This window comes from Nesiotobacter zosterae, assembly GCF_033843645.1.
Taxonomy (GTDB): Bacteria; Pseudomonadota; Alphaproteobacteria; order Rhizobiales; family Stappiaceae; genus Pseudovibrio; species Pseudovibrio zosterae.
The window spans coordinates 205,206-227,540 of sequence record NZ_JAWXVZ010000001.1 but is presented as its reverse complement, the minus strand read 5'-3'; the positions used below and the strand labels follow the sequence as shown (position 1 = coordinate 227,540).

Sequence of the window (22,335 nt, the reverse complement as noted above, 5' to 3'; positions counted from 1 at the left end):
GTTCTGTCAAAGATTAATCGCGGAATTGTGCCGAATAAGGTTTATTCAGCATTGAATAATCTCAAGAGTCTCACCCCGAATACAGGGTGACTGCCCTTTTGCGACGTGCTAGGAGGGACTACTTTTTTTCTAGTCGCAACCCCGGAATTGAACATGTCCCACAATTCGTCACCACAAACAGTGACAACAACAAAAAGTGAGGCTCTCAAGGGAAGCATTCGCGTCCCTGGCGACAAATCCATTTCACACCGCTCGCTCATGTTTGGCGCTCTGGCTGTGGGGCAGACCAAAATTGAAGGCCTGCTCGAATCAGAGGACATTCTGGGCACAGCAGGTGCCATGAACGCCGTTGGCGCTGTGTGCAAAAAGCACGATGATGGAACCTGGACCGTTGACGGCGTTGGGCTGGGCAGCCTGATGGAGCCGGAAGCTCCAATCGATTTTGGCAATGCGGGCACCGGCGTGCGCTTGTGCATGGGCATTTTCGCAAGTCACCCAATTGCTGTCACCATGGTTGGCGATGCATCCCTTTCCCGCCGCCCGATGGGCCGGGTGCTGGACCCGCTGCGCGAGATGGGAACGGAAGTGATCGCCCGGCGCGGAGATCGTCTGCCTGCCACCATTCGCGGCGCGCAAACACCACTGCCAACCACCTATCGCGTGCCCATGGCTTCTGCTCAGGTCAAGTCTGCGGTTTTGCTTGCCGGGCTAAACACCCCGGGCACAACGACAGTGATTGAACCTGTGGCAACACGCGACCACACTGAAAAGATGCTGGTCGGCTTTGGCGCGGACCTTAAGGTTGAGATCAACGATGCGGGTGAGCGCGTGATTACGCTGCAGGGCCAGCCTGAACTGAAGCCACAGAACATCACTGTTCCCGGTGACCCCTCTTCTGCGGCGTTTCCGATTGTCGCTGCACTGATCACACCCGGCTCCGACGTGTTGGTTGAAGGCGTGCTGTTGAACGAGCAGCGCATCGGTTTGATCACAACGCTTTTGGAAATGGGCGCTGACATCACCGTTGAAAACGAACGGGAAAGCGGCGGCGAGAAGATTGGCGACATTCGCGCCAAACACTCTGCGCTGAAGGGCGTTACGGTGCCAGCCGAGCGCGCGCCCTCCATGATTGATGAGTACCCAATTCTGTCGATTGCTGCGGCATTTGCGGAAGGGGAAACCCACATGCTGGGCCTTGAGGAACTGCGCGTGAAGGAATCCGACCGCCTTGCAGCGGTTGCCCGCGGCCTTGAGGCAAACAATATCCCATGTGTTGAAGGTGAAGACACGCTGACCGTCACGGGCGGCGCAACAGGCATCGGCGGCGGCACTGTCGAGACCCATCTCGACCACCGTATCGCCATGAGCTTCCTCGTTCTGGGACTGGCTGCAGACAAGTCCGTCACCGTCGATGACGCAGCGCCGATTGCGACGAGCTTTCCAACGTTCCTACCGCTCTTGAAGGAACTCGGCGGCAAGCTGTCTGTACAGGGAGAGAATGCGTAATGATCATTGCTCTTGATGGACCGGCCGCGTCAGGCAAAGGCACGCTGGCACGGCAAATTGCTTCCCACTACGGCTTGCGCCATTTGGACACCGGCCTGACTTACCGCGCTGTTGCAGCTGCTTTGCTGGCCCGTGGCTTGCCACTGGGGGATGAAGAGGTTGCCATTTCCGTGGCGCGAAATCTGGATCTTGGCCATCTGGATCGCGGTCAGCTTTCAGCGCACGAGATCGGCGAAGCGGCCTCTCGTATTGCCGTTTTGAGCGGCCTGCGCGAGGAGCTTGTCGTCCTGCAACGCAAGTTTGCCGAGGATGGCGAAGGCGCCGTTCTTGATGGCCGCGACATTGGCACCGTTGTATGTCCAAACGCTACGGCGAAACTGTTCATCACCGCCTCTGCGGAAGCGCGCGCGCGCCGACGTACAGACGAGATGCTGGGCAAAGGTTTCGAAGTTGATTTTGATGAAATTCTTGTTGACTTGAAGCGCCGGGATGAGCGCGACGAGACCCGCAAGGACTCTCCATTGAAGCCAGCTGCAGATGCCCACTTGCTTGATACGACAGAAATGGATATAGAGTCGGCGTTTAATGCGGCTGTGGATATCATAGAAACCGCGCGGAAATCCTAAGCTTTTTCTGGAAAGCAGAAGTTTGAGCGTTTGTTTGGTCGCCCGACCGCATTACAGACAATTGGAGTCTTGCATCCCGCCCTCGCCGGCCCGCTTTTTATAAGCGGTTGTTTCCCAACACCTTTTGGGAAGCCGGGCTACTTGACTCCCTTTACATCAACACTAACCCGCCGGCGACGCCATAGCTTATGGCACCAGGAGTTTTTATGGAAAACATGAACGCAGCTGCTGAAGATTTTGCGGCCCTGTTGGAAGAATCATTTGCCACTTCCGACGTTTATGAAGGTACCGTGGTCAAGGGCACAGTTGTTGCCATTGAAAAAGATCTCGCAGTTATCGACGTAGGTCTCAAAGTAGAAGGCCGCGTCCCACTCAAGGAATTCGGCGCTAAGGCTCGCGACAGCGAAATGAGCGTTGGCGACGAAGTTGAAGTTTACCTTGAGCGCGTTGAAAACGCTCTCGGCGAAGCTGTTCTGTCCCGTGACAAAGCGCGCCGTGAAGAAAGCTGGGTTCGTCTGGAAGTTGCTTTCGAAGCAGGCGAAAAGGTTACTGGTCAGATCTTCAACCAGGTCAAGGGTGGTTTCACCGTGGATCTGGATGGCGCCGTTGCCTTCCTTCCACGCTCTCAGGTGGACATCCGTCCAGTGCGCGACGTGACTCCGCTGATGCACAACGCTCAGCCATTCCAGATCCTGAAGATGGACAAGCGTCGTGGCAACATCGTCGTTTCCCGTCGTACTGTTCTGGAAGAGACCCGCGCAGAGCAGCGTTCTGAGCTGGTACAGAGCCTTGAAGAAGGTCAGACCGTTGAGGGTGTTGTTAAGAACATCACCGATTACGGTGCATTCGTTGACCTCGGCGGTATCGACGGCCTGCTGCACGTTACCGACATTGCATGGCGCCGCATTAACCACCCAAGCGAAGTTCTGACAATCGGTCAGACCGTGAAGGTTCAGGTTATCCGCGTGAACCAGGAAACCCATCGCATCAGCCTCGGCATGAAGCAGCTCGAGACCGATCCATGGGAAGGCATCGACGCAAAGTACCCGCTGAACGCAAAGTTCTCCGGTCGTGTGACCAACATCACCGACTACGGCGCATTCGTCGAGCTGGAGCCAGGCATCGAAGGTCTGATCCACGTTTCCGAAATGTCTTGGACCAAGAAGAACGTACACCCAGGCAAGATCGTTTCTACATCTCAGGAAGTGGAAGTGGTTGTTCTGGAAGTGGACGCTTCCAAGCGCCGCATTTCTCTGGGCCTCAAGCAGACCCTTCAGAACCCATGGGAAGCCTTCGCTGAGAAGTTCCCTGTCAACGCTGAAGTCGAAGGCGAAGTCAAGAACAAGACTGAATTCGGTCTGTTCATCGGCCTCGAAGGCGATGTTGACGGCATGGTTCACCTCTCCGACCTCGACTGGAACCGTCCAGGCGAACAGGTTATCGAAGAGTACAAGAAGGGTGATGTTGTCAAGGCGATCGTTCTCGACGTTGACGTTGAAAAAGAACGCATCTCCCTCGGCATCAAGCAGCTCGGCTCCGATCCGTTTGAAGCAGCAGCTGGCGACGTCCGTAAGGGCGCAGTTGTGAACTGTGAAGTAATCGAGATCAAGGACGGCGGTCTGGAAGTCAAGATTGCAGACAGCGACCTGACTGCATTCGTACGCCGCGCCGACCTGTCCCGTGAACGCAACGAACAGGATCCAGCACGCTTCAACGTTGGTGACAAGTTTGAAGCTCGCATTACCCAGTTCGACAAGAAGACCCGCCGCGTAGGCGTTTCCATCAAGGCGCTCGAAATCGCCGAAGAAAAGGAAGCGGTTGCACAGTACGGTTCTTCCGAAGCTGGCTCTTCTCTCGGCGACATCCTCGCTGCAGCGATGAAGGCACGCGACGAAGACTAATAGGATCCTTTAGTGATCTGAGAGAAAGCCCGGCCGTCTGGCCGGGCTTTTTTTGTGGCATATTGGATCGCTCGGCACAGATTGCATCGCGACCCGTTACGCCGGCCAGAGCCCTCCGCCCGCAGCGCAAATGATCCGGTGCAACTTAGCCGCAGGATACCCACTAGATTTATTTCAATTCATCTATTACCCCTAGGATCGAACGCTACGTTGCTTACAAGAACAGAACACTTGCGGGGAAGTCACTGTCATGTTGGGGGAAGTGAAGCACGTTCCATTTGGTGAACGGGGCTTGGACAAAGCTGCGCACTCTGAAAAAACTCAGATCAATTCATCTATCGCGAGGCAAATTGTAGAACGGGCCATGAAGATCATCCCGTTTTCAGTGAACGTGATGGACGGGAATGGCCTGATCATCGGGTCCGGCGATCCGAGCCGCCTACACCAGCGCCATGAGGGCGCGCTGCTGGCCATCAACGACAACCGCACGGTTGATATTGATGCAGCAACCGCGCAGCACCTGACAGGCGTGCGCCCGGGCGTGAACATCCCCATTCTGTTTCAGGAAGCCCCCATCGGCGTGGTTGGTATTTCCGGACCGCCGGAGCAGGTTCGCCGCTACGCCGAGCTGGTGAAGATGGCCGCCGAACTGATCATCGAGCAAGCTTCGCTGTTGAACCATGTTGAATGGGACAAGCGTCACCGCGAAGAGCTGGTCCTGCAACTGGTGCAAGGCCCAGACCTGCATGAAATGCACTTGCGCACCATCGCCGAGCGGCTGGGCATAGATCTATCCCAACCCCGGATCGCCAGCATTGTGCGCGTCCTTCCTGCCCCAGGTCAGGAGCTTTCTCTGGACCACTTGCAAAGGCTTGTGCATTTGCTGGAGTTTCCTGAGCGCAACAATCTGGTTGGCATTTCTTCAGTTGCGCGCAACGAAGTCATCGTTCTCAAGCCGATTACGTTGAATCGAACCGGATGGTCTCAGGAACTGGAGCGCGAGCGGGTCGCCAAGCTGATGGAGCGCGTCCGGCGCGAGACGGACTTTGAAATCCGCATTGCGCTTGGAGGGTTCTTTCAAGGCCTTTCCGGACTGTCTCGGTCCTATGAAACCGCCAAGGCAACGCTTGAGGCGGTTTCAGACGCAGATGCCCACAATGCAGGGCATATGCTGTTTTATCATGATCACACCCTTGCGGTTCTGATCAATGGCTTGTCCGGGCGCAACTGGCGTGGTGCGGAGCTGTGTCGCCCCCTCCGTGCTCTGGAAGGCAAGGACGTGTTGCTTGAGACGCTGGCCTGCTTTTTCCGCAATAACGAAGACCACATCAGCGTCTGCGCGGAACTTGGGATACACCGCAACTCATTGCGTTATCGCCTGAAGCGCATTGAAGAGGAAACCGGGCTCAACCTCTACAATATTGGCGACAAGACAAGGCTTTACTTGGCCATGCTGCATCAAGGCTAAGCAAAAGCACGTCGTGCACCTGCACAAGAATTCCTCTGAAATCTTACAGATTCTCTGTGTGCGCGCCTAAAGCAATGGGTGGCAGCCGAGCGTAGATTTTGCCCTGCATTCTTAAAAACTGGGAGCAGATTATGGTGGAGGTTTCTACCCTTGGGGCATTGGTCGCGCTGACGATCGCAATTGTCCTGATCCTCAAACGCGTGTCACCGGCTTACGGCATGATCATTGGCGCGCTTGTCGGCGGTCTCGTGGGCGGCGTCGACCTGTCCGGCACTGTGTCGTTGATGATTGGCGGTGCACAGGGCATCACAACATCCGTACTGCGCATTCTGGCCGCCGGCGTACTGGCCGGTGTGCTGATTGAATCTGGCGCAGCCACATCCATCGCGGAAACAATTGTAAAACGAGTCGGCGAGACCCGTGCCCTGCTGGCACTGGCGATTGCCACCATGATCCTGACTGCCGTGGGCGTTTTCGTCGACGTGGCCGTGATCACGGTTTCCCCGATTGCTCTGGCAGTGGCCCGGCGCGCTGACCTGTCCAAGATGGCGGTTCTTCTTGCCATGATCGGCGGCGGCAAGGCGGGTAACGTGATGTCTCCAAACCCGAACGCCATTGCGGCTGCAGATGCCTTCAACGTGCCGCTGACCACTGTCATGGCAGCTGGCGTCATCCCGGGCCTTTGCGGCCTGGTGGCAGCCTATTTCATTGCTCAAAGCCTGCGCACCAAGGGTGGCATGGTGCAAGAGCATGAAGTTGTGTCCGTAGACTACAGCGAACTACCGAGCTTCAGTGCTGCACTTGTGGCCCCGCTTGTTGCGATCGTGCTTCTGGCGCTGCGTCCGTTCGCCGGTATCAGCGTTGACCCGCTGATTGCGTTGCCTCTGGGTGGTGTGCTTGGTGCCGTTGCCATGGGCCGTGCCCGCGAAACAAATGCCTTTGCCGTTTCCGGATTGTCTCGCATGGCGCCTGTGGCCATCATGCTGCTGGGTACCGGTACGCTGGCTGGCATCATCGCCAACTCCGGTCTCAAGACCGGCCTGATTGACGTGCTTGCCGCCTCTGGCTTGCCTTCCTACCTTCTTGCCCCGATTTCAGGTGCAACCATGTCACTTGCGACGGCATCCACCACGGCTGGTACGGCAGTTGCCTCCAACGTCTTCGGGCCAACCATCATGGAACTGGGCGTTGCCTCGCTTGCAGGTGCAGCCATGATGCATGCAGGTGCGACGGTTCTGGACCACATGCCTCACGGCAGTTTCTTCCATGCCACCGGCGGTGCTGTGTACATGGACATCAAAGAACGCCTTAAGCTGTTGCCATACGAATCTGCCGTTGGTCTGACGATTGCGGTCATCTCAACCCTGATCTTCGGCGTCTTTGGTTTCTTTGTGTGAGTTTCAAATCATGAAAATTGTAATCGCACCCGATTCCTTCAAAGAAAGCCTGACGGCGATGGAAGTCGCCGAGGCCATTGAAGAGGGCTTTCGGGAGATTTTCCCGGATGTCGACTACCTCAAGCTACCTGTGGCTGACGGCGGCGAAGGCACTGTTCAGTCCATGGTTGACGCATCCAACGGCCGGATAGTCGAAAAAACCGTCACGGGCCCGTTGGGAACACCTGTCAAAGCCTTCTTTGGCCTGATGGGCAACGGCAAGACAGCGGTAGTCGAAATGGCCGCCGCCTCCGGCCTGCACCTTGTTCCCCAAGATCAGAGGGACCCATTGGTCACATCGACCTTTGGGACAGGCGAACTGGTCAAGGCTGCTCTCGATGAGGGCGTGGAACACATCATTGTTGGCATTGGTGGCAGTGCCACCAATGACGGCGGATTGGGCATGGCGCAGGCTCTGGGCGTGCGGATGCTTGATGATGATGGAGTCGAGTTACCTGCTGGCGGTGGCGCACTGCGAAGTCTGGCGCGCATAGACATCACTGGTGTGGATCCGCGACTGGCAGGTGTGCGGCTGGAGGTGGCATGTGATGTCACCAACCCTCTGTGCGGTCCAAACGGTGCCTCACATGTCTTTGGCCCGCAAAAAGGGGCCTCACCGCAAGTCGCGCAAGAACTCGACGGCTACCTCGCGCACTATGCCGCCGTCATGAAAGACCAGCTGGGCCAAGACGTGAAAGACGTTCCTGGTGCTGGCGCTGCGGGCGGCCTTGGTGCGGCGTTCATGGGTCTGTTCAATGCTGTGCTGCGACCTGGCATTGACATTGTGATGGATGCGGTACGCTTGGCTGAGGCTGTGAAGGATGCGGATCTGGTAATCACCGGAGAAGGCCGCATCGACAGCCAGACCATCAACGGCAAAACGCCCATGGGCGTGGCCCGTATCGCCAGAGCCGCCAACAAGCCGGTCATTGGCATTGCTGGCTGCCTGACCACAGACAGCCATGTGGTCCATGATCATGGTATCGACGCGATCTTCAGCGTCGTGCCCCGTTCTGTCTCACTACAAGAGGCCTTGACGGAAGCGAAGTTCAACGTGACTCAGACCGCGCGCAACGTTGCCGCAGTGATGGCTCTCTCCCAAGGCCATTCCTAAGTCGGCATTTCCCGTCAAGACTCGCTCGCGAAAACCCGGCTTCACGCCGGGTTTTCCATTTCAGAAACCCGTCGCCTCCAAGCTTCCGCAGGCATTTGGCCCACTGCCCCCCCCTTTTCGAGCATAGGGGCCAGCGCCCCAAAGTCTCAGCAATGTATGGCTATGATGCAGATGAAGAAGACGCGCGCCTTGGCAGCTTTCGAAATCCGACGGCAAGCAGCTTGCGCCCCTTGCGCACAAGCCACTTCAAGGCAGGCTTCAGAGCTGCGCGCCACCCATAGAGATAGAGATACCCCTTTGGCGTCAGAGCTCGATAAACATCGAACACCGGAGTCAAGTTGTTGGTCCAAGCGATGGCTTCTGTTTTAAGGTGTGCGCCAAAGTCCATGCTCTTCAGTTTGTTCTCAAAGCACATGCGGATGTTTTCGGCGTTGTGAAGCGCATGCGTATGAAACTTGTCATAGGCCGGATCGCGGCAGATCGCATAGGCCGTGTATCCTTTGCGGTGAATGACCCCCCACTCGCGCGAAATCATCCGGTCGCCGTGCTTTATGACTGTAAGAACGACCCGACAGGCTTCGCTTGGGGCCGATGCCAACGCCCGAATGAAGCTTAGCTTCCGCACGCGCGCTTCATCCATGGAGGCAAGCGGGCCAAACTCGGGCATTGTTTGCTCTATAAGCTGCTGATGATCTGTGATGATCTTGTGTTCGATCGGAGCGACTTTTTCCAGTTGTCGACGACCCGTATGCATGCGTTGGCGCAGTTCTTCGCCGATATCGACAAAATAGTCCTCGAAGCTTGAGCTGCTTTGCAAGTCCAGCTGCGCCGTCGTGCCCTTGAACTTGTGCGCATGACCGGCCCATTCCAGGAACTGCATGAGCGCCTGGTTCATCTTCAACTCGCGCAGTTCCAACAAATCGGCCTTAGCAGCCTTGAAAGCCGGCGCAAGAACCGCCAGAAGGTCGGACCGCGAGACAGCTTCATCGGCCATAAGGTCGAGCGTTGAATGCCCCTCCGAGATGAGATTGGTCAGTTTGGCAAGGCCACGCCGCGCGACACGCTTCAACGGCAACACCGCAACGAGCTTCTCTCCATCCCAGACTGTAAAAATGTAGCCGCGCTCATGATCACTCAGGTTTTGCAAAGCAGCGAAGCACAGAGGCCAGCTTGTAAAGACCGAATGAGGTGCGCACCGCTCTTCCAGCGCATGCCACTGGTGCTTGCTGCGCTCCATTCCGTCAGGTGAATCAAGAACAGCAAGGGACAGATTCTTGGATCTGTCCTTCTCTTTTCTTTCAGGAAGCTCTACTTCCCCTCGGGCTATTTGGGTTTGGCTGCCCATTCTAACTTCTGAATCACTACCTGAGACATGCATCGGAGGAACTGTGCGCCACCTCCAGTAGAACTGTCGAGTTAATCATCAGTCGAATGGGTAAGAAGCATCCAAAAATTGCCTTAGCGGCAGAACCTCATGCCTCAAAAAATCATATTATTAAAAAACCATTCCGAGGAAAACCTTTCGCAAGGCAACATGTTCTAAAAGATGAACACACTGTTCACTGTTTTTTCGTTGCGCGAGGAGTATCGAATACCTGTCAAAATTTCAAAAACACTGCAGAAACTACTAAATTCTCTGCACTTTTGCGCCACAATCACTTGAAAGTTGACGGATATTAAGTAGCCGGGAAAGGTCGCGCATATTATTGAAAAAAAACTACGGTGCAACCTGCCAGGTTACGCAGAGTTATCTTTTAACAAGATATACCCAAGAAATGCCAGTGATCCGGGGATAGCTATCAAACGTTGTACGCCTTGTTTCGGGCACAATTGCATATTGCTTAGCCATACCTGTCATTTCTATCACCCCAAGTTGCAGATTGCTACTTCACGGCTGCAAACTGGCAAAAATTCCCGTTTTTATCGCTATTCCAAACTGGCATGCTTTGTGTAAATTACCCTTACGTAAAAAATAAAAAGAACGGAGGGTCGCTGTGAGCACAAACCCAGCAGAGCTGATCATGATCTTTCCAGTATTCATGTCTCTAGCGCTCGCAGCATCTGCGGTGATTACCGCTCCACGATATTTTGCGTTGGAAGCAACGCAGCACCGAGATCATCCTACGGTCCGCCCGAAGCCGTAGTGATGAGCGGGAGCTCTTCTTAGAACGCCGTCCTTGCAGCAACCGGCTACGGAGCTCCCAAACAAAGCGCGATCGATTATGCCCCTAGTCTATCGCGCCAAGTAAGAACGATCACTGGACACGCCGGATTTTCAGAGCAGCCGGTAAACACAGTGACCTGAATAAGGACGAAAGTCCAACTGGTCCCATAGACCACTCATAATGCCGCCTTGTTCCCAGCTCCCCCCCACCTCCTGAGGAACTTGGCGGCACTCTTTTTCCAAATTCCCCAAATGTTCCTTAGTAGTTGCCAAGCAACGGCCCGCGCTTGCACATCTTTATGCGTTCTCCTAAGCATGACGCACAAAAAAAGAGGCAAGGAATGAATCGCTTAGCACAAGACTGCGCAGACATGACCCAACTGCGGCAGGAGATTGACCGTCTGGACAAAGAACTGATTTCGCTTTTTGCGGAACGGTGGAGCTACATCAACCGCGCTGCCGAAATCAAGAAGCCAATGGGACTGCCAGCCCGAATCAATGAACGCGTAGAAGAGGTTGCGCGCAACGTCCGCGCCCATGCTGACGCAGAAAACTTGAACCCGGACTTCTATGAGGGGCTGTGGCGACAGCTCATGGAACAGGCAATTGCCCGCGAAGAAGCGGAATTAGGTACATCCTGACCCGAATACAACCACTGATAGATGTAACCTGCCGAATTCGGCAGGTGCAACTTCGCCAGATTCGTCTAAAAGACGCAGATGGTTGTTTTCAAGCGACTTTTTCTGGTTCATACTAACATTTGAATTTTGAATGGATCGTCGTTTGCAACCGCGATCGGAACATCTGCGTCAGGCTGAGGCGTAAACAGGGAGCCCACCACCCCTATGAGTTTGGACAGCGACATCGTAATAGATCGCCGCCGATTGAGGCGGAAAGTATCGTTCTGGCGCATCCTTTGTTTCCTTATCGTCGTTTTAGGCATTGGTACGTTCATTCTGATGAACTCCAGCGTTGCTGACTTTTCGAAGTCCCGCCAACACATTGCGCGCATCACCGTGAATGGCGCCATTCTTGATGATCGCGAACGGTTGGAGATGATTTCCCGAATAGCGGAGAGCGATTCGGTACGCGGCGTCATTGTTTCCATCAATTCTCCTGGCGGAACGACGACAGGCGGAGAGGCCCTCTATGGCGCTCTGCGCAAGCTGGCGGAGGAAAAGCCGGTTGTAGCCACAATCGGAACCATTGGTGCATCGGCCGGCTACATGACGGCGATTGCCGCAGACCATGTGGTTGCTCGATACAACTCTCTAACGGGTTCAATTGGGGTTCTTTTTCAGTTCGGGAATGCCAAGGGCTTGCTGGACATGATCGGGCTGGAAATGGACACCGTGAAGAGTTCTCCCTTGAAAGCCGAACCCAACTTCTATGAGCCCGCCTCGCCAAAGGCCAAGGCGGTTTTGGAGAGTCTGGTCACGGATTCCTACGAATGGTTCGTTGGGCTGGTAGCCGAGCGGCGTGGATTTACATCTGAAGAAGCACACGCACTGGCCAATGGGCAGGTGTACAGCGGCCATCAGGCCGTTGAAAACAAGCTTGTTGATGCCATCGGCGGCGAAGAAGTTGCCATCACGTGGCTTGAAGAAGAACGCAATGTGCCATCCGATCTCAAGGTTATCGATTGGAAGATACCGAAAGAAACGGAACTTGGCCTTTTTGCAAACGCCAGCTCTGGCAATTCCTTGCCAGCTAATCTGGATTATCTTTTGAACGCATTGATCTATTCCGCAAAGAACCTCGGTGATCAGGCTTCGTCGCTTGACGGTCTGGTGTCTGTTTGGCACGCTCCGGGTGCGGCAACTCGCTCTATGCAAGGGGGGGCAGAACATGATTAAATCAGAATTGGTTCAAACGATCGCCGAACAGAATCCGCATCTCTATCAACGGGACGTGGAGAACATCGTGAATGCAATTCTCGATGAGATAACCTCAGCCCTCATGCGCGGGGATCGCGTGGAGTTGCGCGGTTTTGGGGCGTTTTCGGTGAAAAACCGTCCGGCCCGCACGGGACGCAACCCTCGCACCGGCCAAAAGGTCGAGGTAAGCGAGAAGTACGTTCCGTTCTTCAAGACCGGCAAGGAAATGAGAGAACGGCTGAACGGTGGCGTTGATCACGGTGAAGACGACTGATCTTGGAGAGAAATGGTGACACGGTTCCTTAGGAATCTTCTGCTGATACCCATCGCAGTGGTTTTGATTGCACTGGCAATCGCCAACAGGCACTCGGTGACGGTGTCACTCAATCCGTTCAACCCGACAGACACGGCTCTGGCCTTTAACATTCCGGTGTTCTGGTTGTTGTTTGCAGCCGTCGCCGTGGGCGTGCTCATTGGCGGCATCGCCTCTTGGGCCAAACAGGGTCGCTATCGCAAGGAAGCGCGGGTAAAGCGCCGTGAAGCAGCGGAGCTGAAGAACGAGGCGGAGCGCCTGAAACAAGTGGCGACCGTGGGTACGGCACCAAGCCTGCCGATGCCGGACAAGAAGAAGGCCGCCTAACACATCTTGAGTTGAGGAGTTCGCGATGAGGGTAATCACAGCGCAGGAAATCAATGCTGTGATGACCATTCGCGAACTCGCCGAAACCCTGCGCCGTGCCTTCCGGACTGGCTGCATTACGCCGCCAGCGCATCATCTGCGGATAGAACGGCCTAACAACGAGGCGACAGCTTCACTGGTCCTTATGCCGTCGTGGAACGATTTTCGGGCACAGGGCACCAGCGACCGGGGTTTTATCGGCACAAAAATTTCCTCCGTGATTCCGGAAAACCGCAGAGACAACCTTCCAACGGTCATGGGCGTCTATCTTCTGCAGTCCGGGAAGACCGGCCAGCCCCTTGCAGTTCTTGATGGCAGGGAGCTGACGTTGTGGCGGGCCTCTGCGACCTCTGCGCTTGCCTCCTCCTATCTTTCCAGAGAGGATTCAAAACGCCTGCTGATGATAGGTGCTGGCGGCCTTGCACCTTTCCTCATTCGCGCGCATTGCGCCGTCAGGCCCATATCTGAGGTTCTGATCTGGAACAGGACCAACAAGACTGCGGAGTCGCTCGCCGCCCGCGTCAAGATACCTGGCGTGAAGATCAGCGCGACGGCGGATCTGGAGGGCGCTGTGCGGGGCGCAGACATCATTTCCTGCGCTACCCTGTCAACTGACCCTCTTGTGCACGGAGCATGGCTGTCAGCAGGCTGTCACCTCGACTTGATGGGCGCCTACTTGCCTCACATGCGCGAATGCGATGACCAGGCGGTGCAAGATTGCCGCCTGTTTGTAGACAGCTATGAGGGTGCCTTGAGCCGTGCTGGAGATCTGGTCCGCCCCTTGGAAGACAATTTGATAACCCGCGCCGATATCGCTGCCGATCTCACCGAGCTGTGCCAAGGCACCAAGGCCGGACGTCGGTTTTACGATCAAAAGACACTTTTCAAGTCCGTCGGCACCGCAATTGAAGATCTTGCGGCAGCAAGCCATGTCTTCATGCGGGTTTAGTCCGCCTTCTGCTTTTTCTTTTTCCGGTCTGCAGGAGGCAGGTAGGTGGGCAAAGACCAACCAAAGGTCAGTGCCCCGCCCCGCAGAAGCATGGCCACGGAGAAGCCGGCCAGCGCGGCCCAGTTGTCTCCAAGCGCAAAGGCATGCACGACCACATAGGCCGTTGCGCCAGCAAAAGTGGCAGCCACATAGACCTCACGCTGGCTGATGGCCGACGGTTGACCAGCAACGATGTCCCGGATGATGCCGCCACAGGTCGCCGTGGCGACGCCCATGAGAATGGCCACAAAGTAGGCCTCCCCAAACGTGAGGGCTTTTGCAGCCCCCATCACGCAGTAGGCCGCAATTCCGAGCGCATCCATCCAGCGGATCGGCTTGTCGAGGCGCTCCCAAATGTGCGCTGTAAACCACATGAGGACAGCCACTGCGCCACAGATGATCAGGTAGGATTCATTCTGGGTCCAGAACACGGGCGCGTCGAGCAGCACATCTCGAAGAGTTCCACCGCCAATGCCCGTCAGCGTGCAGAAGAACAAAAAAGCGATCAAATCCTGCCGCAAACGCGCGGCAACCAGGCCGCCTGTGATAGCGAAAACGGCCACGCCAAGATAATCGAGATACTGCCAAGCGATCATTGCGGTCTGCTCTGCCAGTTGGGCCTGAACTCAGTGCCATTGTTGTATGAGGATCAGCTCGCTTTCAGCCAACAAAAAAGCGGAGCTGTAAGGCCCCGCTTTACTTAACATCGCCGCAAAGTCAATGGTCAGGCGCTTTTATCGACAGTTGAACCCGGCTCTGCAGGCTTGTCTGCCGGATTTGTCGCAGCTTTTGGGCCGCCCTTGGACACGCCAACCATGGCTGGACGCAAAACCCGGTCGCCGATCACATAGCCTGCCTGAACCACCTGAACCACCGTGCCGTTTGGCACTTCTGGGTTTGGAACTTCAAACATCGCCTGATGGAAGTTCGGGTCGAACTTGTCGCCTTCTGGGCTGATGCGCTTCACGCCATGCTTTTCCAGCTGGTTCAGCATGTCGCGCTCCACCATTTCAACGCCTTCAATCAGAGAAGCCAGAGAGCTGTCTCCATTTGAACGCGCTTCCTCAGGCAGGGCTTCAATGGCACGGCCGAGGTTGTCGTTGACGACCAGCATGTCACGCGCAAAGGAAGCAACCGCGTAGGCTTTCGCGTCACGTACTTCCTTTTCGGTGCGACGACGAAGGTTCTCCATCTCAGCCATCAGGCGCAGAGCGCGCTCTTTAAGCTCAGCGTTTTCTGCTGCCAGAACAGCTGATGGGTCTTCAAACTCGAGCACCCCTTCCTCTAGCGGAGTTTCCAGAGCTTCAGCACTCTCAGTAGCCTCAGGGGTTACGTTGCTGAGTTCCTCTTCAGGGTTCTTGCTTTCGTTTGTCATCCTTATCCCACTCGTTACAGGCTCATCAAAGAGCTCATGCAGACAGATTGCCTGCCAAGTGCAGGCCCAGCGTCTTATTTAGGCGAAGATTGCTTAAAACAAAAGGCCTCCGGCCACATGTGTGACCGGAGTTCCGCTAAACAAACAGGTTTCTAAGCGGCTTTTCAGCGGGCCTACGAGTACTGCTTGATCCAATCTGCAATCTTGCCTTTTGGGTGTGCGCCAACGAGCGTGGCTGCAGGCTCACCGTCCTTGAACAGGATCATCGTCGGGATCGAACGCACACCATAGTTCATTGCGGCCTGCTGATTGGAATCGATGTCCAGCTTGGCAATCTTCACAGCGCCACTCATCTCGTCAGAAATTTCTTCAAGAGACGGAGCGATCATCTTACAAGGGCCGCACCATGTCGCCCAGAAGTCCACCAGCACAGGTGTGGAGCTTTTCAGGACTTCGGTTTCAAATGTATCGTCGCTGACGTTTACAGTCGCCATTTCGTGCCTCGTTTCTGTTTTCTCGAGTCACCCGACAGGGCGGCTCCGTTGTGTCGAAGGTAGGAAGCCGAACCTTGAGCGTCAAGCAAACCGATTTCCAAGATCCTCTTAGAAATTGAAATGATCCAGTCGCTCCTGCGGCACCTCAAAGAGGACCGGGCCACCGGTGTAGAGCAGAAAACCTCGGATTTTCTTAGTGGGATAGAGGTTTATGAGCAATTTCTTATAAACCGCGAGCTGCGATGCATACTCTTCACTCACCGCTGACGGATGATCAGGAAGCTGTGAATTGGTTTTATAGTCGACAATCCAAAGCTCATCCCCTTGCAAAACGAGCCGGTCGATGATGCCTGACACCTCCACATCCTGCCCGGCTTCATCTTTGAGCAGCCCCTGAATGGGGACTTCAGCCTGCCCTTCAACGGTGAACAGCGCGCTGTATTCTGGGTGATGCAAGACGCCGAGCACATCCTTGCGCAAGTCTTCCTCGCGGTCGCGGAACGCCTCCGGCAAGGCAATGGCGATGTAGCGTTCCATGGCTGCGTGACGCTCCGTCTCGGGCAGCTCCGGCAGAATTTCCAAAAGGCGGTGAACCATACGCCCCCGGACCAACGGCCAGCTTTCGGGCTGGCGTGCAGCTTCAAGGGCCTGTATCGGAGAGGGAGGCTCGATGCCTTGCTTGGTTTCCATTTCCTCAAACGCAGCGGATGGCTTCAAGCGCCGCAAACGGTCTGGTGCCGACACATTGCGCGTTACCCACGCAGGCAAACTTACCGCCGCATTCACGGGCTCCGCTTTTGTTCCGCCAAGCTTTGGCTCTTCCTTTTCAGCGCCGTCCCGGGTCCAGCGCAGGCCAATGGTATTGCCGAGTTGATCAAGCTGCGGGCGGCTTTCCGCAGCCAAACAGCGATCAATGATCGAATACCAGCAATTGGCATGAGGCCCGCGCTTTGGCGACCAACCACAGACGACAAGGCGGTCCTTGGCACGGGTCATGGCAACGTAAAGCAGGCGGCGATACTCTTCCTCCTGCCCGTCCCGCATGGCTTGCAGGGCCTCCTTGTGCCACGGTGTCCGCAGTGCAGAGGTGGGCAGCCATACGAGTGCATTCGCGGCTTTGTCGTCGTTTTGCCGTGCCTTTTCCAGCATCACCGGATCGTGATGCGCCGATACGGGCGCAGAACAGTTGTCCGCCAGAATGACAAACGGCGCTTCCAGCCCCTTGGAGCCGTGAACGGTCATAATGCGCACCATGCCTTTGGCGTTGTTCAGCTCGCGTTTGATCTCGGTTGGCGCGGCGGCAAGCCAAGCAAGGAAGCCCTCAAGGCCCGGTGTCCCGGTCTGCTCAAATGTGATTGTCAGGGCAAGGAACTCGTCAAGCACATCATCCACTTCCGAGCCAAGACGGCGGCGGAAGTTGAGACGATGCCCATCGGCCCCCAGAATGCGCGCATAAAACTCGAAAGGCGGCACAAAGTCGGCGCGATCACGCCAGTCTTCCAGTTGACTGCGGATTGCCGCCCACTTATCGGAGCTGTCCGCCTTTTTCACGAGCATCTGCCAGAGCGTGCCGGGGCGAGGACGGCCCGGCGTTTCATGAGCAATCTCGAAAAGGTCATCGTCGGATAGGCCAAACAAAGGGCTTTTCAATGTGCAGGCAAGAGACATGTCGTCTTCCGCCAACAGAATGAACCGGCCCAGCGCGACCAAGTCCTGCACGGCGATATGGTCTGTCAATGTCAGCCGGTCCGCACCGGCAGCAGGTACGTCCAGACGCTTTAACTCGCGGTTCAGCGCATCCACAAAAGGGCCACGCTTGCGCACCAACACCAGCACATCTCCCGGCGATGCCACGCCGTTGTCATCCCAGTCGCGGATTTGCCCTGCAATCCGGCGTGCCAGCCGCATCATTGGATTTGAGCTGCCGATCCGGTCGACAGGCTCAGTCCAATCCTCTGGTTCCTCTATGTCCGCGTGCTCTTCCAGGGGCCAAATCTCAACGAGACCGGGATCATTCCGGCGAATGGCCTCATGCACCGGCGCAAGATTGTCCTGCGACAGGCCCGCATAGGCCTCAGGAACCTCGAACACCTTGTCGACGGCACCCAGCACGTCCGGAGTGGAGCGGAACGAGAGGTTCAGCTCAATGGCCTCAAAGGTTTTCTGAGCTTCACCGGCGCGTCGTTTGAAGAAGTCACGCATCTGCGCAAAATACGCAGGCACTGCGCCTTGAAATGAGTAGATCGATTGCTTTTCATCGCCGACGGCAAAAATGGTTCGAACGCCCGCCCGCGCGCCCTCGCCTGCAAAGAATTCCTCTGCCAGCGCGCCAATCACTTCCCACTGGCGCGGGCTCGTGTCCTGCGCTTCATCCACGAGGATATGGTCAAGCCCCTGATCCAGCTTGTATTGAACCCACCGGGCCGCATCCGAGCGAGAGAGCAGGTTTGCGGCGCGCACCACCAGATCTTCAAAGTCGAGAAACCCGCGTTGAATCTTGTCCTTCTCGTAGTGCTGAAGCACTGCGTCAGACAGATGCAATATCGCCTTGGTGCCCGCAACGGTGATTACAGCAGCCCGCTTTTCCAAGAGGCTCAGCAAACGTTGCTGCTCCTCCATCATGTGCTCGATCACATGGGGAAAGCCCTCCTGAATCTTCTTGGTGCCGAGGCTTTTGCGAGGTTCCATCTTCTGAGTGAGGAACACATCCAGCCAGCTTCTCCGCCAGACCTCATCTGTGGGAGCCGCCAAGGTTGCCAGCATGGCATCGGCGCGCCCTTGATCTGTTTTCGTGCCTGTGCGCAGCGCTTCGGCATAGGCTTTCACCTCTTGCGATGACAGCAGGCACTCACTCTTGAAGGCGGCATCAATTGCTTCAGGGGTGTCGTTGGCCGTCAATCCAAAGCTTGCGATCAGTTCGCCCAGCGCATTTTCCAGAGAACCAGCAGCGACAATCCAACGGTAGAAGGCATCGCGCTTGCCAATAAGCTCGGAAAGGGCGCTCTCCACTCCAGCATCGGGCAGCAGCTCAATGAGCAGCGCAAGAGCCTGGCCAAGATCGGTATCCGGGTCCACCTCTGCCCGGTGCAACACGCGGGCCCGCGCTTCTGAAAGCAGCTCGTCGGCAATGCGGTCATCGAGCACGGAAAAGTGCCCTGCCACGTTTGCCTCCAGCGGGAACTGATGCAACAGAGCTTCGCAGAAGGCATGAATCGTTTGAATTTTCAGGCCACCCGGTGTTTCCAGTGCTCGTGCGAACAGCCTGCGCGCTTCAGAAACCTTTGTCGGTTCTGGCGGGCGACCTTCAATCACCTCAAGTTCCTTTGTCAGCTCAGCATCTGACAGACTGGTCCAGGAGGCGAGAATATCGAAAACGCGCGTTGCCATTTCGGCGGCCGCAGCCTTGGTAAAGGTCAAGCAGAGAATGCGCGACGGATCAGTGCCGTTCAACAGCAAGCGAATGACACGCCGCGCCAAAACGAAGGTCTTGCCGGAGCCTGCATTGGCACTTACCCACGCCGAGTTGAGGGGGTGGGCGGCCTTCGCCTGACTTTCCAGTGTCTTTGCCGGGATCTGCATCAGTCGTCCTCCCCTTCGCCGCCAAGGGACCATTCCTGCACGCGGGCGAGGTGGTCATAGGCCGAGGCCCATTGACGCTCTTTCAAAACACGGGCACGGGACAAGTATCCCTTCGCCGGGTTTTCATAGGCCGCAACCAACTGTTCCAGGCGGCTCCATGCTTCTTCGGCGAGTTCTTCCACGCTCTGATCTTCCGGGTCGCGATTGTGGACTTTCAAAGCCTCACGTCCGCCCTTCAACTGTACATAAAGGATTGAGCTGACTGGAGCTTCTGCCGGTATGCCCTCAAACCCACCTCGGCGGATCATGGCCACTTCAAGCGGCAACTGGGGCGAGAGCAGCGCCTCCACCTGCTTTTGCGAGGGCGGAACGCCGGTCTTGTAGTCAATCACTTGAAGCTGATTGCCTTTCATCAGATCAATGCGGTCCGCCCGGCCAGTCAGCTTGAACGTACTGCCATCTGGCCGTTTCATCTCCGCTCCCCCAGACACTTCCAGAAAACGCCTTTCAATATCGGCGGCACGGCCATATTCAAAGCCAACGAAGCTTTCTGCGATCTTCTCGAAACGGGGCCACCACAGCGCTCGAATGGCCGGGAACGCGTCTAGTGGGCGGAACAACCGCCCCCCTTCATCCAACAGGGCTCGAATGGCCTTGTCATCAAAAGCCGCATCCCACTGGCTCAAGAAGTTTGCCAGCGCATCATGGATGATGGTGCCCTTGTCGGCAGCATTTGGCTCGCCGCCAATAGGGTCAACTTCCTCCAGTCTCAGAATGTTGCGGGCGTAAATCTCGTAGGGGTCGCGTATCAGGGTTTCGATGCGCGTGACCGACAGCTGCTTGGGCCGCGCATTGAGCGGCGGCTTGGGTTCCGGGCGTTCAGCTGGCATCACCGGCACTTCCAAGCGGTCCAGTGTTCGCGCCATTTCCACGTAGGGCGTGCCACGCTGCTTCATGGCGGTTGTCACTTCGTCCCCGGCCAGCGTCAAAATCCGTTGCAGCCAGCGGGAGGCTACAGCCGGGGCACCATCCACCCGCGCTGAGCGGGACAAGACCACTTCTTCCGCCCCCATGGCGCACAAAAAGTCATGGGCTGAGGACCCAATGCGCCGTTCCGGCGGGTCGAGGCCGATCTGGCCTTTCATGGGACGGTTGAGCCAAGGGTCGTTACGTGTTCTTTGCGGCCAGATACCTTCGTTCAATCCGCCGAGCACCACCCGGTCGAAATGCTGAAGCCGCGCCTCCATCGGTCCAAGCAGGTGCACTCTAGGGTCTGCGGGCAGCTTGGAGCGCACCGCATTGCCAGACACAAGGGCGGCAAAGACGCCGGGCCATTCCGCGGCCGGAATGGCGAGACTGCTGGTCTCAGCGTCCAGAAGAGAGGTCAGCGTGTCTGCAAGGGCAGCACCGGTTTCTCCCTTGAAAAGTTCGGTGGTGGAGCCGTCTTCTTCCTCGGCAACTTTTATCACCGCATCAGTATGCAGTTGGGCAATGTGTTTGACATCCACATCGGACGCTGCACCCAGAAGCGCCTCGAGAGGACCAATCGCCTCCTCCAGCCGCATAACGAGCTGATCGATCGATTGCCAGTCTGCCTCTACCAGCTTTTTCCAGCGTGGGGTGTGCCTGTCTTCCACGGCGGATCGGGCTGCGAGAATGGCTTCTTTCAGACCTGATATGCCGGGCCGGGGTGACGGCCCGCGCAACACACCACGTTCAAGCGCACGCGCGGCGGCGCGCACTTCCTTTACCGGCAAACCGAACCGAGCCAACGGGTGCTTCAACAGCGCCAGAAGTTGAACAGGGTCGAGGCCGCCCAAGGCAAGCTTGGCGGTCAGCATGGCGAGGATGGTAGGCGGCGTCTGATCTTGCGGACGGCCAGCGGTATCATCAACGGCAATGTTCCAACGCGCCAACTCCGAGGCCACGCGGCGGGACAGTGTTCTGTCTGGCGTGATGAGCGCCACCTTCTTGTCCGCTTCTATGCCTTCACGCAACACCAAGGCGACGGCCAGCGCCTCTTCCGCTTCACTGCCCGCTGAAAGCACCGCGACATTCTGGAAGGCTTCGGGCCGCTTGGTTGCCAGCTCGCTTGCAAAAAAGCCCTGCCAGGCATCCGTGGTGTCTGCCGGACGCAGCGCCTCGTTTACGATTGCGCTTCGATGGCTCAAGGAAGGGCTCGAAACAGTCCCCAGCGCCACCACGTCGTCACGGGTGCGCCCCAAGGTGGCGAGAAGTTTCTGCAGGCTGTATTGCGGGTGACCGGGCACAGCCATACCCTCATCCGTTCCGCCCAAGGCTTTCCAGCTTTCATTGTCCATGCGCTGGTCAAGAGCTGGAAGGACAATGGCTCCATGCTCCAAGGAAAGCACGGCTTTTAAAAGCTCCGCTGTCGCTGGCACGGAGCCCGTCGCGCCTGCGACAATCACCGGCCCTTTGGGTGGCTGATCTCGCAGCAGCTGCGCGGCGCGGCGGATCAACGCCGACCGGCGGGCCTTGGGGTCCATGAACCCGGCTTCTTTCAGGAAGGCGGGCCACTGCTCACTCACAATGCGCAGGAACTCCAGCGTGATCTGCCAGTATTGGGCGTGATTGTCCGGCACAAGGCCCGTCAGGTCGGTCCAGTTGGCTTCTTCCGTCTGCACCTCATCCATCAAGGTCAGCAAATCACCGGCAAGCCATGCCGCATCTGCTGAGGATGCCGGGAACGCCGATGTATCGCCCTCGCCCAGGCCCAACAGTTCGCGGCGTAAATGGCCCTTCCACGCCCACACGAGCTGTGTCATGGCCAGCTTGCGCTCCATCAACGACATGGCAGGAGGCAGAGGCTCCGCATCCGGCTCTTGCCGCAGAACCTGCTCGTCTTCCTCAACGTCGCCAAGGGGCAGAATTTTGGGCAGCAGGATGGACCGCTGGCCCATCGCCTCTCGCAGGAGGGTGGGCAAGGACCGCGCCGCACGTCGCGTGGGCACATAGATGGTAACCTTGCTGAGCGCAAGCGGGCTTGAGGTGGCATCAAACCCGGGAACCAGTTCACCTGTGAGGAGGTTCTCCACCAACGTCTGAAGGAAAGGCGTTGGTGGTGCGATGGTGAAAAGCTTGTTCTGGCTCAAAACAGACCGCCTGCA

General features: G+C 56.7%; 17 protein-coding genes and 1 pseudogene. 12 read left to right on the top strand and 6 right to left on the bottom strand.

Translation table 11 applies throughout. The annotated features are described in order from the left end of the window. Positions 1-153: 153 nt before the first annotated feature. The 6 genes from aroA (at position 154) to Q3Y58_RS01015 (ending at position 8,051) form a co-directional block, all read left to right on the top strand. Positions 154-1,506, top strand: coding sequence for a 3-phosphoshikimate 1-carboxyvinyltransferase (aroA, locus tag Q3Y58_RS01040; RefSeq protein ID WP_319620637.1), 1,353 nt, complete (start codon positions 154-156; stop codon positions 1,504-1,506). Next, on the top strand, positions 1,506-2,132 hold the full coding sequence (cmk, locus tag Q3Y58_RS01035) for a (d)CMP kinase (RefSeq protein ID WP_274217933.1): 627 nt from the start codon (positions 1,506-1,508) through the stop codon (positions 2,130-2,132). Before aroA ends, cmk begins: the two co-directional genes overlap by 1 nt. Before the next feature lie 206 nt (positions 2,133-2,338). After that, on the top strand, positions 2,339-4,033 hold the full coding sequence (gene rpsA, locus Q3Y58_RS01030) for a 30S ribosomal protein S1 (RefSeq protein WP_274217932.1): 1,695 nt from the start codon (positions 2,339-2,341) through the stop codon (positions 4,031-4,033). A gap of 250 nt (positions 4,034-4,283) precedes the next feature. Next, complete coding sequence (locus Q3Y58_RS01025; protein ID WP_319620636.1) at positions 4,284-5,501, top strand: sugar diacid recognition domain-containing protein; 1,218 nt, start codon at positions 4,284-4,286, stop codon at positions 5,499-5,501. Positions 5,502-5,632: 131 nt separating this feature from the next. Next, on the top strand, positions 5,633-6,898 hold the full coding sequence (locus tag Q3Y58_RS01020; RefSeq protein WP_319620634.1) for a GntP family permease: 1,266 nt from the start codon (positions 5,633-5,635) through the stop codon (positions 6,896-6,898). A 10-nt stretch (positions 6,899-6,908) separates the two neighbouring features. Then, positions 6,909-8,051 carry a glycerate kinase gene (locus Q3Y58_RS01015; RefSeq protein ID WP_319620633.1) on the top strand — a complete coding sequence of 381 codons (1,143 nt, stop codon included), beginning with the start codon at positions 6,909-6,911 and terminating at the stop codon, positions 8,049-8,051. A 160-nt stretch (positions 8,052-8,211) separates the two neighbouring features. Here Q3Y58_RS01015 and Q3Y58_RS01010 read toward each other — a convergent pair whose 3' ends face one another. Beyond that, positions 8,212-9,396: a GNAT family N-acetyltransferase gene (locus Q3Y58_RS01010; RefSeq protein WP_319620632.1), complete on the bottom strand. Its 1,185-nt coding sequence runs from the start codon at positions 9,394-9,396 to the stop codon at positions 8,212-8,214. 649 nt (positions 9,397-10,045) lie between these two features. Here Q3Y58_RS01010 and Q3Y58_RS01005 point away from each other — a divergent pair. The 6 genes from Q3Y58_RS01005 (at position 10,046) to lhpI (ending at position 13,720) form a co-directional block, all read left to right on the top strand. Further along, positions 10,046-10,195: a hypothetical protein gene (locus Q3Y58_RS01005; RefSeq protein ID WP_274217927.1), complete on the top strand. Its 150-nt coding sequence runs from the start codon at positions 10,046-10,048 to the stop codon at positions 10,193-10,195. Between the two features lie 361 nt (positions 10,196-10,556). Then, positions 10,557-10,856, top strand: coding sequence for a chorismate mutase (locus Q3Y58_RS01000; protein ID WP_274217926.1), 300 nt, complete (start codon positions 10,557-10,559; stop codon positions 10,854-10,856). Between the two features lie 204 nt (positions 10,857-11,060). Then, on the top strand, positions 11,061-12,071 hold the full coding sequence (gene sppA / locus Q3Y58_RS00995) for a signal peptide peptidase SppA (protein ID WP_319620631.1): 1,011 nt from the start codon (positions 11,061-11,063) through the stop codon (positions 12,069-12,071). After that, a complete protein-coding gene (locus tag Q3Y58_RS00990; protein ID WP_028480621.1) occupies positions 12,064-12,366 on the top strand; it encodes an integration host factor subunit beta in 303 nt (100 codons plus the stop codon). Before sppA ends, Q3Y58_RS00990 begins: the two co-directional genes overlap by 8 nt. A gap of 12 nt (positions 12,367-12,378) precedes the next feature. Then, positions 12,379-12,732, top strand: a complete 354-nt coding sequence (locus Q3Y58_RS00985; RefSeq protein WP_274217923.1) for a LapA family protein — start codon at positions 12,379-12,381, stop codon at positions 12,730-12,732. 25 nt (positions 12,733-12,757) lie between these two features. Continuing rightward, complete coding sequence (gene lhpI / locus Q3Y58_RS00980; protein ID WP_274217922.1) at positions 12,758-13,720, top strand: bifunctional Delta(1)-pyrroline-2-carboxylate/Delta(1)-piperideine-2-carboxylate reductase; 963 nt, start codon at positions 12,758-12,760, stop codon at positions 13,718-13,720. Here the strand turns inward: lhpI and Q3Y58_RS00975 are convergent. The 5 genes and pseudogenes from Q3Y58_RS00975 to addB form a co-directional block, all read right to left on the bottom strand. Further along, a complete protein-coding gene (locus tag Q3Y58_RS00975) occupies positions 13,717-14,355 on the bottom strand; it encodes a trimeric intracellular cation channel family protein (protein ID WP_274217921.1) in 639 nt (212 codons plus the stop codon). The genes lhpI and Q3Y58_RS00975 overlap by 4 nt on opposite strands. Before the next feature lie 128 nt (positions 14,356-14,483). Beyond that, positions 14,484-15,134: a nucleotide exchange factor GrpE gene (gene grpE / locus Q3Y58_RS00970; RefSeq protein ID WP_274217920.1), complete on the bottom strand. Its 651-nt coding sequence runs from the start codon at positions 15,132-15,134 to the stop codon at positions 14,484-14,486. Positions 15,135-15,307: 173 nt separating this feature from the next. Next, positions 15,308-15,637 (bottom strand): annotated as a pseudogene (trxA, locus tag Q3Y58_RS00965) (thioredoxin); the annotation flags it as partial. A 99-nt stretch (positions 15,638-15,736) separates the two neighbouring features. Next, complete coding sequence (addA, locus tag Q3Y58_RS00960; RefSeq protein ID WP_319620630.1) at positions 15,737-19,207, bottom strand: double-strand break repair helicase AddA; 3,471 nt, start codon at positions 19,205-19,207, stop codon at positions 15,737-15,739. Further along, positions 19,207-22,320: a double-strand break repair protein AddB gene (gene addB, locus Q3Y58_RS00955; protein ID WP_319620629.1), complete on the bottom strand. Its 3,114-nt coding sequence runs from the start codon at positions 22,318-22,320 to the stop codon at positions 19,207-19,209. The genes addA and addB overlap by 1 nt, the downstream gene beginning before the upstream one ends. Between the last annotated feature and the right edge of the window lie 15 nt (positions 22,321-22,335).

What these genes read in the sequence shown, in the direction of transcription:
- grpE (WP_274217920.1), bottom strand. Translation starts at nt 15,134, where the DNA reads ATGACAAACGAAAGCAAGAACCCTGAAGAGGAACTCAGCAACGTAACC.
- Q3Y58_RS01015 (WP_319620633.1), top strand. Translation starts at nt 6,909, where the DNA reads ATGAAAATTGTAATCGCACCCGATTCCTTCAAAGAAAGCCTGACGGCG.
- Q3Y58_RS01020 (WP_319620634.1), top strand. Translation starts at nt 5,633, where the DNA reads ATGGTGGAGGTTTCTACCCTTGGGGCATTGGTCGCGCTGACGATCGCA.
- Q3Y58_RS00975 (WP_274217921.1), bottom strand. Translation starts at nt 14,355, where the DNA reads ATGATCGCTTGGCAGTATCTCGATTATCTTGGCGTGGCCGTTTTCGCT.
- Q3Y58_RS01000 (WP_274217926.1), top strand. Translation starts at nt 10,557, where the DNA reads ATGAATCGCTTAGCACAAGACTGCGCAGACATGACCCAACTGCGGCAG.
- rpsA (WP_274217932.1), top strand. Translation starts at nt 2,339, where the DNA reads ATGGAAAACATGAACGCAGCTGCTGAAGATTTTGCGGCCCTGTTGGAA.
- lhpI (WP_274217922.1), top strand. Translation starts at nt 12,758, where the DNA reads ATGAGGGTAATCACAGCGCAGGAAATCAATGCTGTGATGACCATTCGC.
- Q3Y58_RS01010 (WP_319620632.1), bottom strand. Translation starts at nt 9,396, where the DNA reads ATGGGCAGCCAAACCCAAATAGCCCGAGGGGAAGTAGAGCTTCCTGAA.
- sppA (WP_319620631.1), top strand. Translation starts at nt 11,061, where the DNA reads ATGAGTTTGGACAGCGACATCGTAATAGATCGCCGCCGATTGAGGCGG.
- Q3Y58_RS00990 (WP_028480621.1), top strand. Translation starts at nt 12,064, where the DNA reads ATGATTAAATCAGAATTGGTTCAAACGATCGCCGAACAGAATCCGCAT.
- addA (WP_319620630.1), bottom strand. Translation starts at nt 19,207, where the DNA reads ATGCAGATCCCGGCAAAGACACTGGAAAGTCAGGCGAAGGCCGCCCAC.
- aroA (WP_319620637.1), top strand. Translation starts at nt 154, where the DNA reads ATGTCCCACAATTCGTCACCACAAACAGTGACAACAACAAAAAGTGAG.
- Q3Y58_RS00985 (WP_274217923.1), top strand. Translation starts at nt 12,379, where the DNA reads ATGGTGACACGGTTCCTTAGGAATCTTCTGCTGATACCCATCGCAGTG.
- cmk (WP_274217933.1), top strand. Translation starts at nt 1,506, where the DNA reads ATGATCATTGCTCTTGATGGACCGGCCGCGTCAGGCAAAGGCACGCTG.
- Q3Y58_RS01025 (WP_319620636.1), top strand. Translation starts at nt 4,284, where the DNA reads ATGTTGGGGGAAGTGAAGCACGTTCCATTTGGTGAACGGGGCTTGGAC.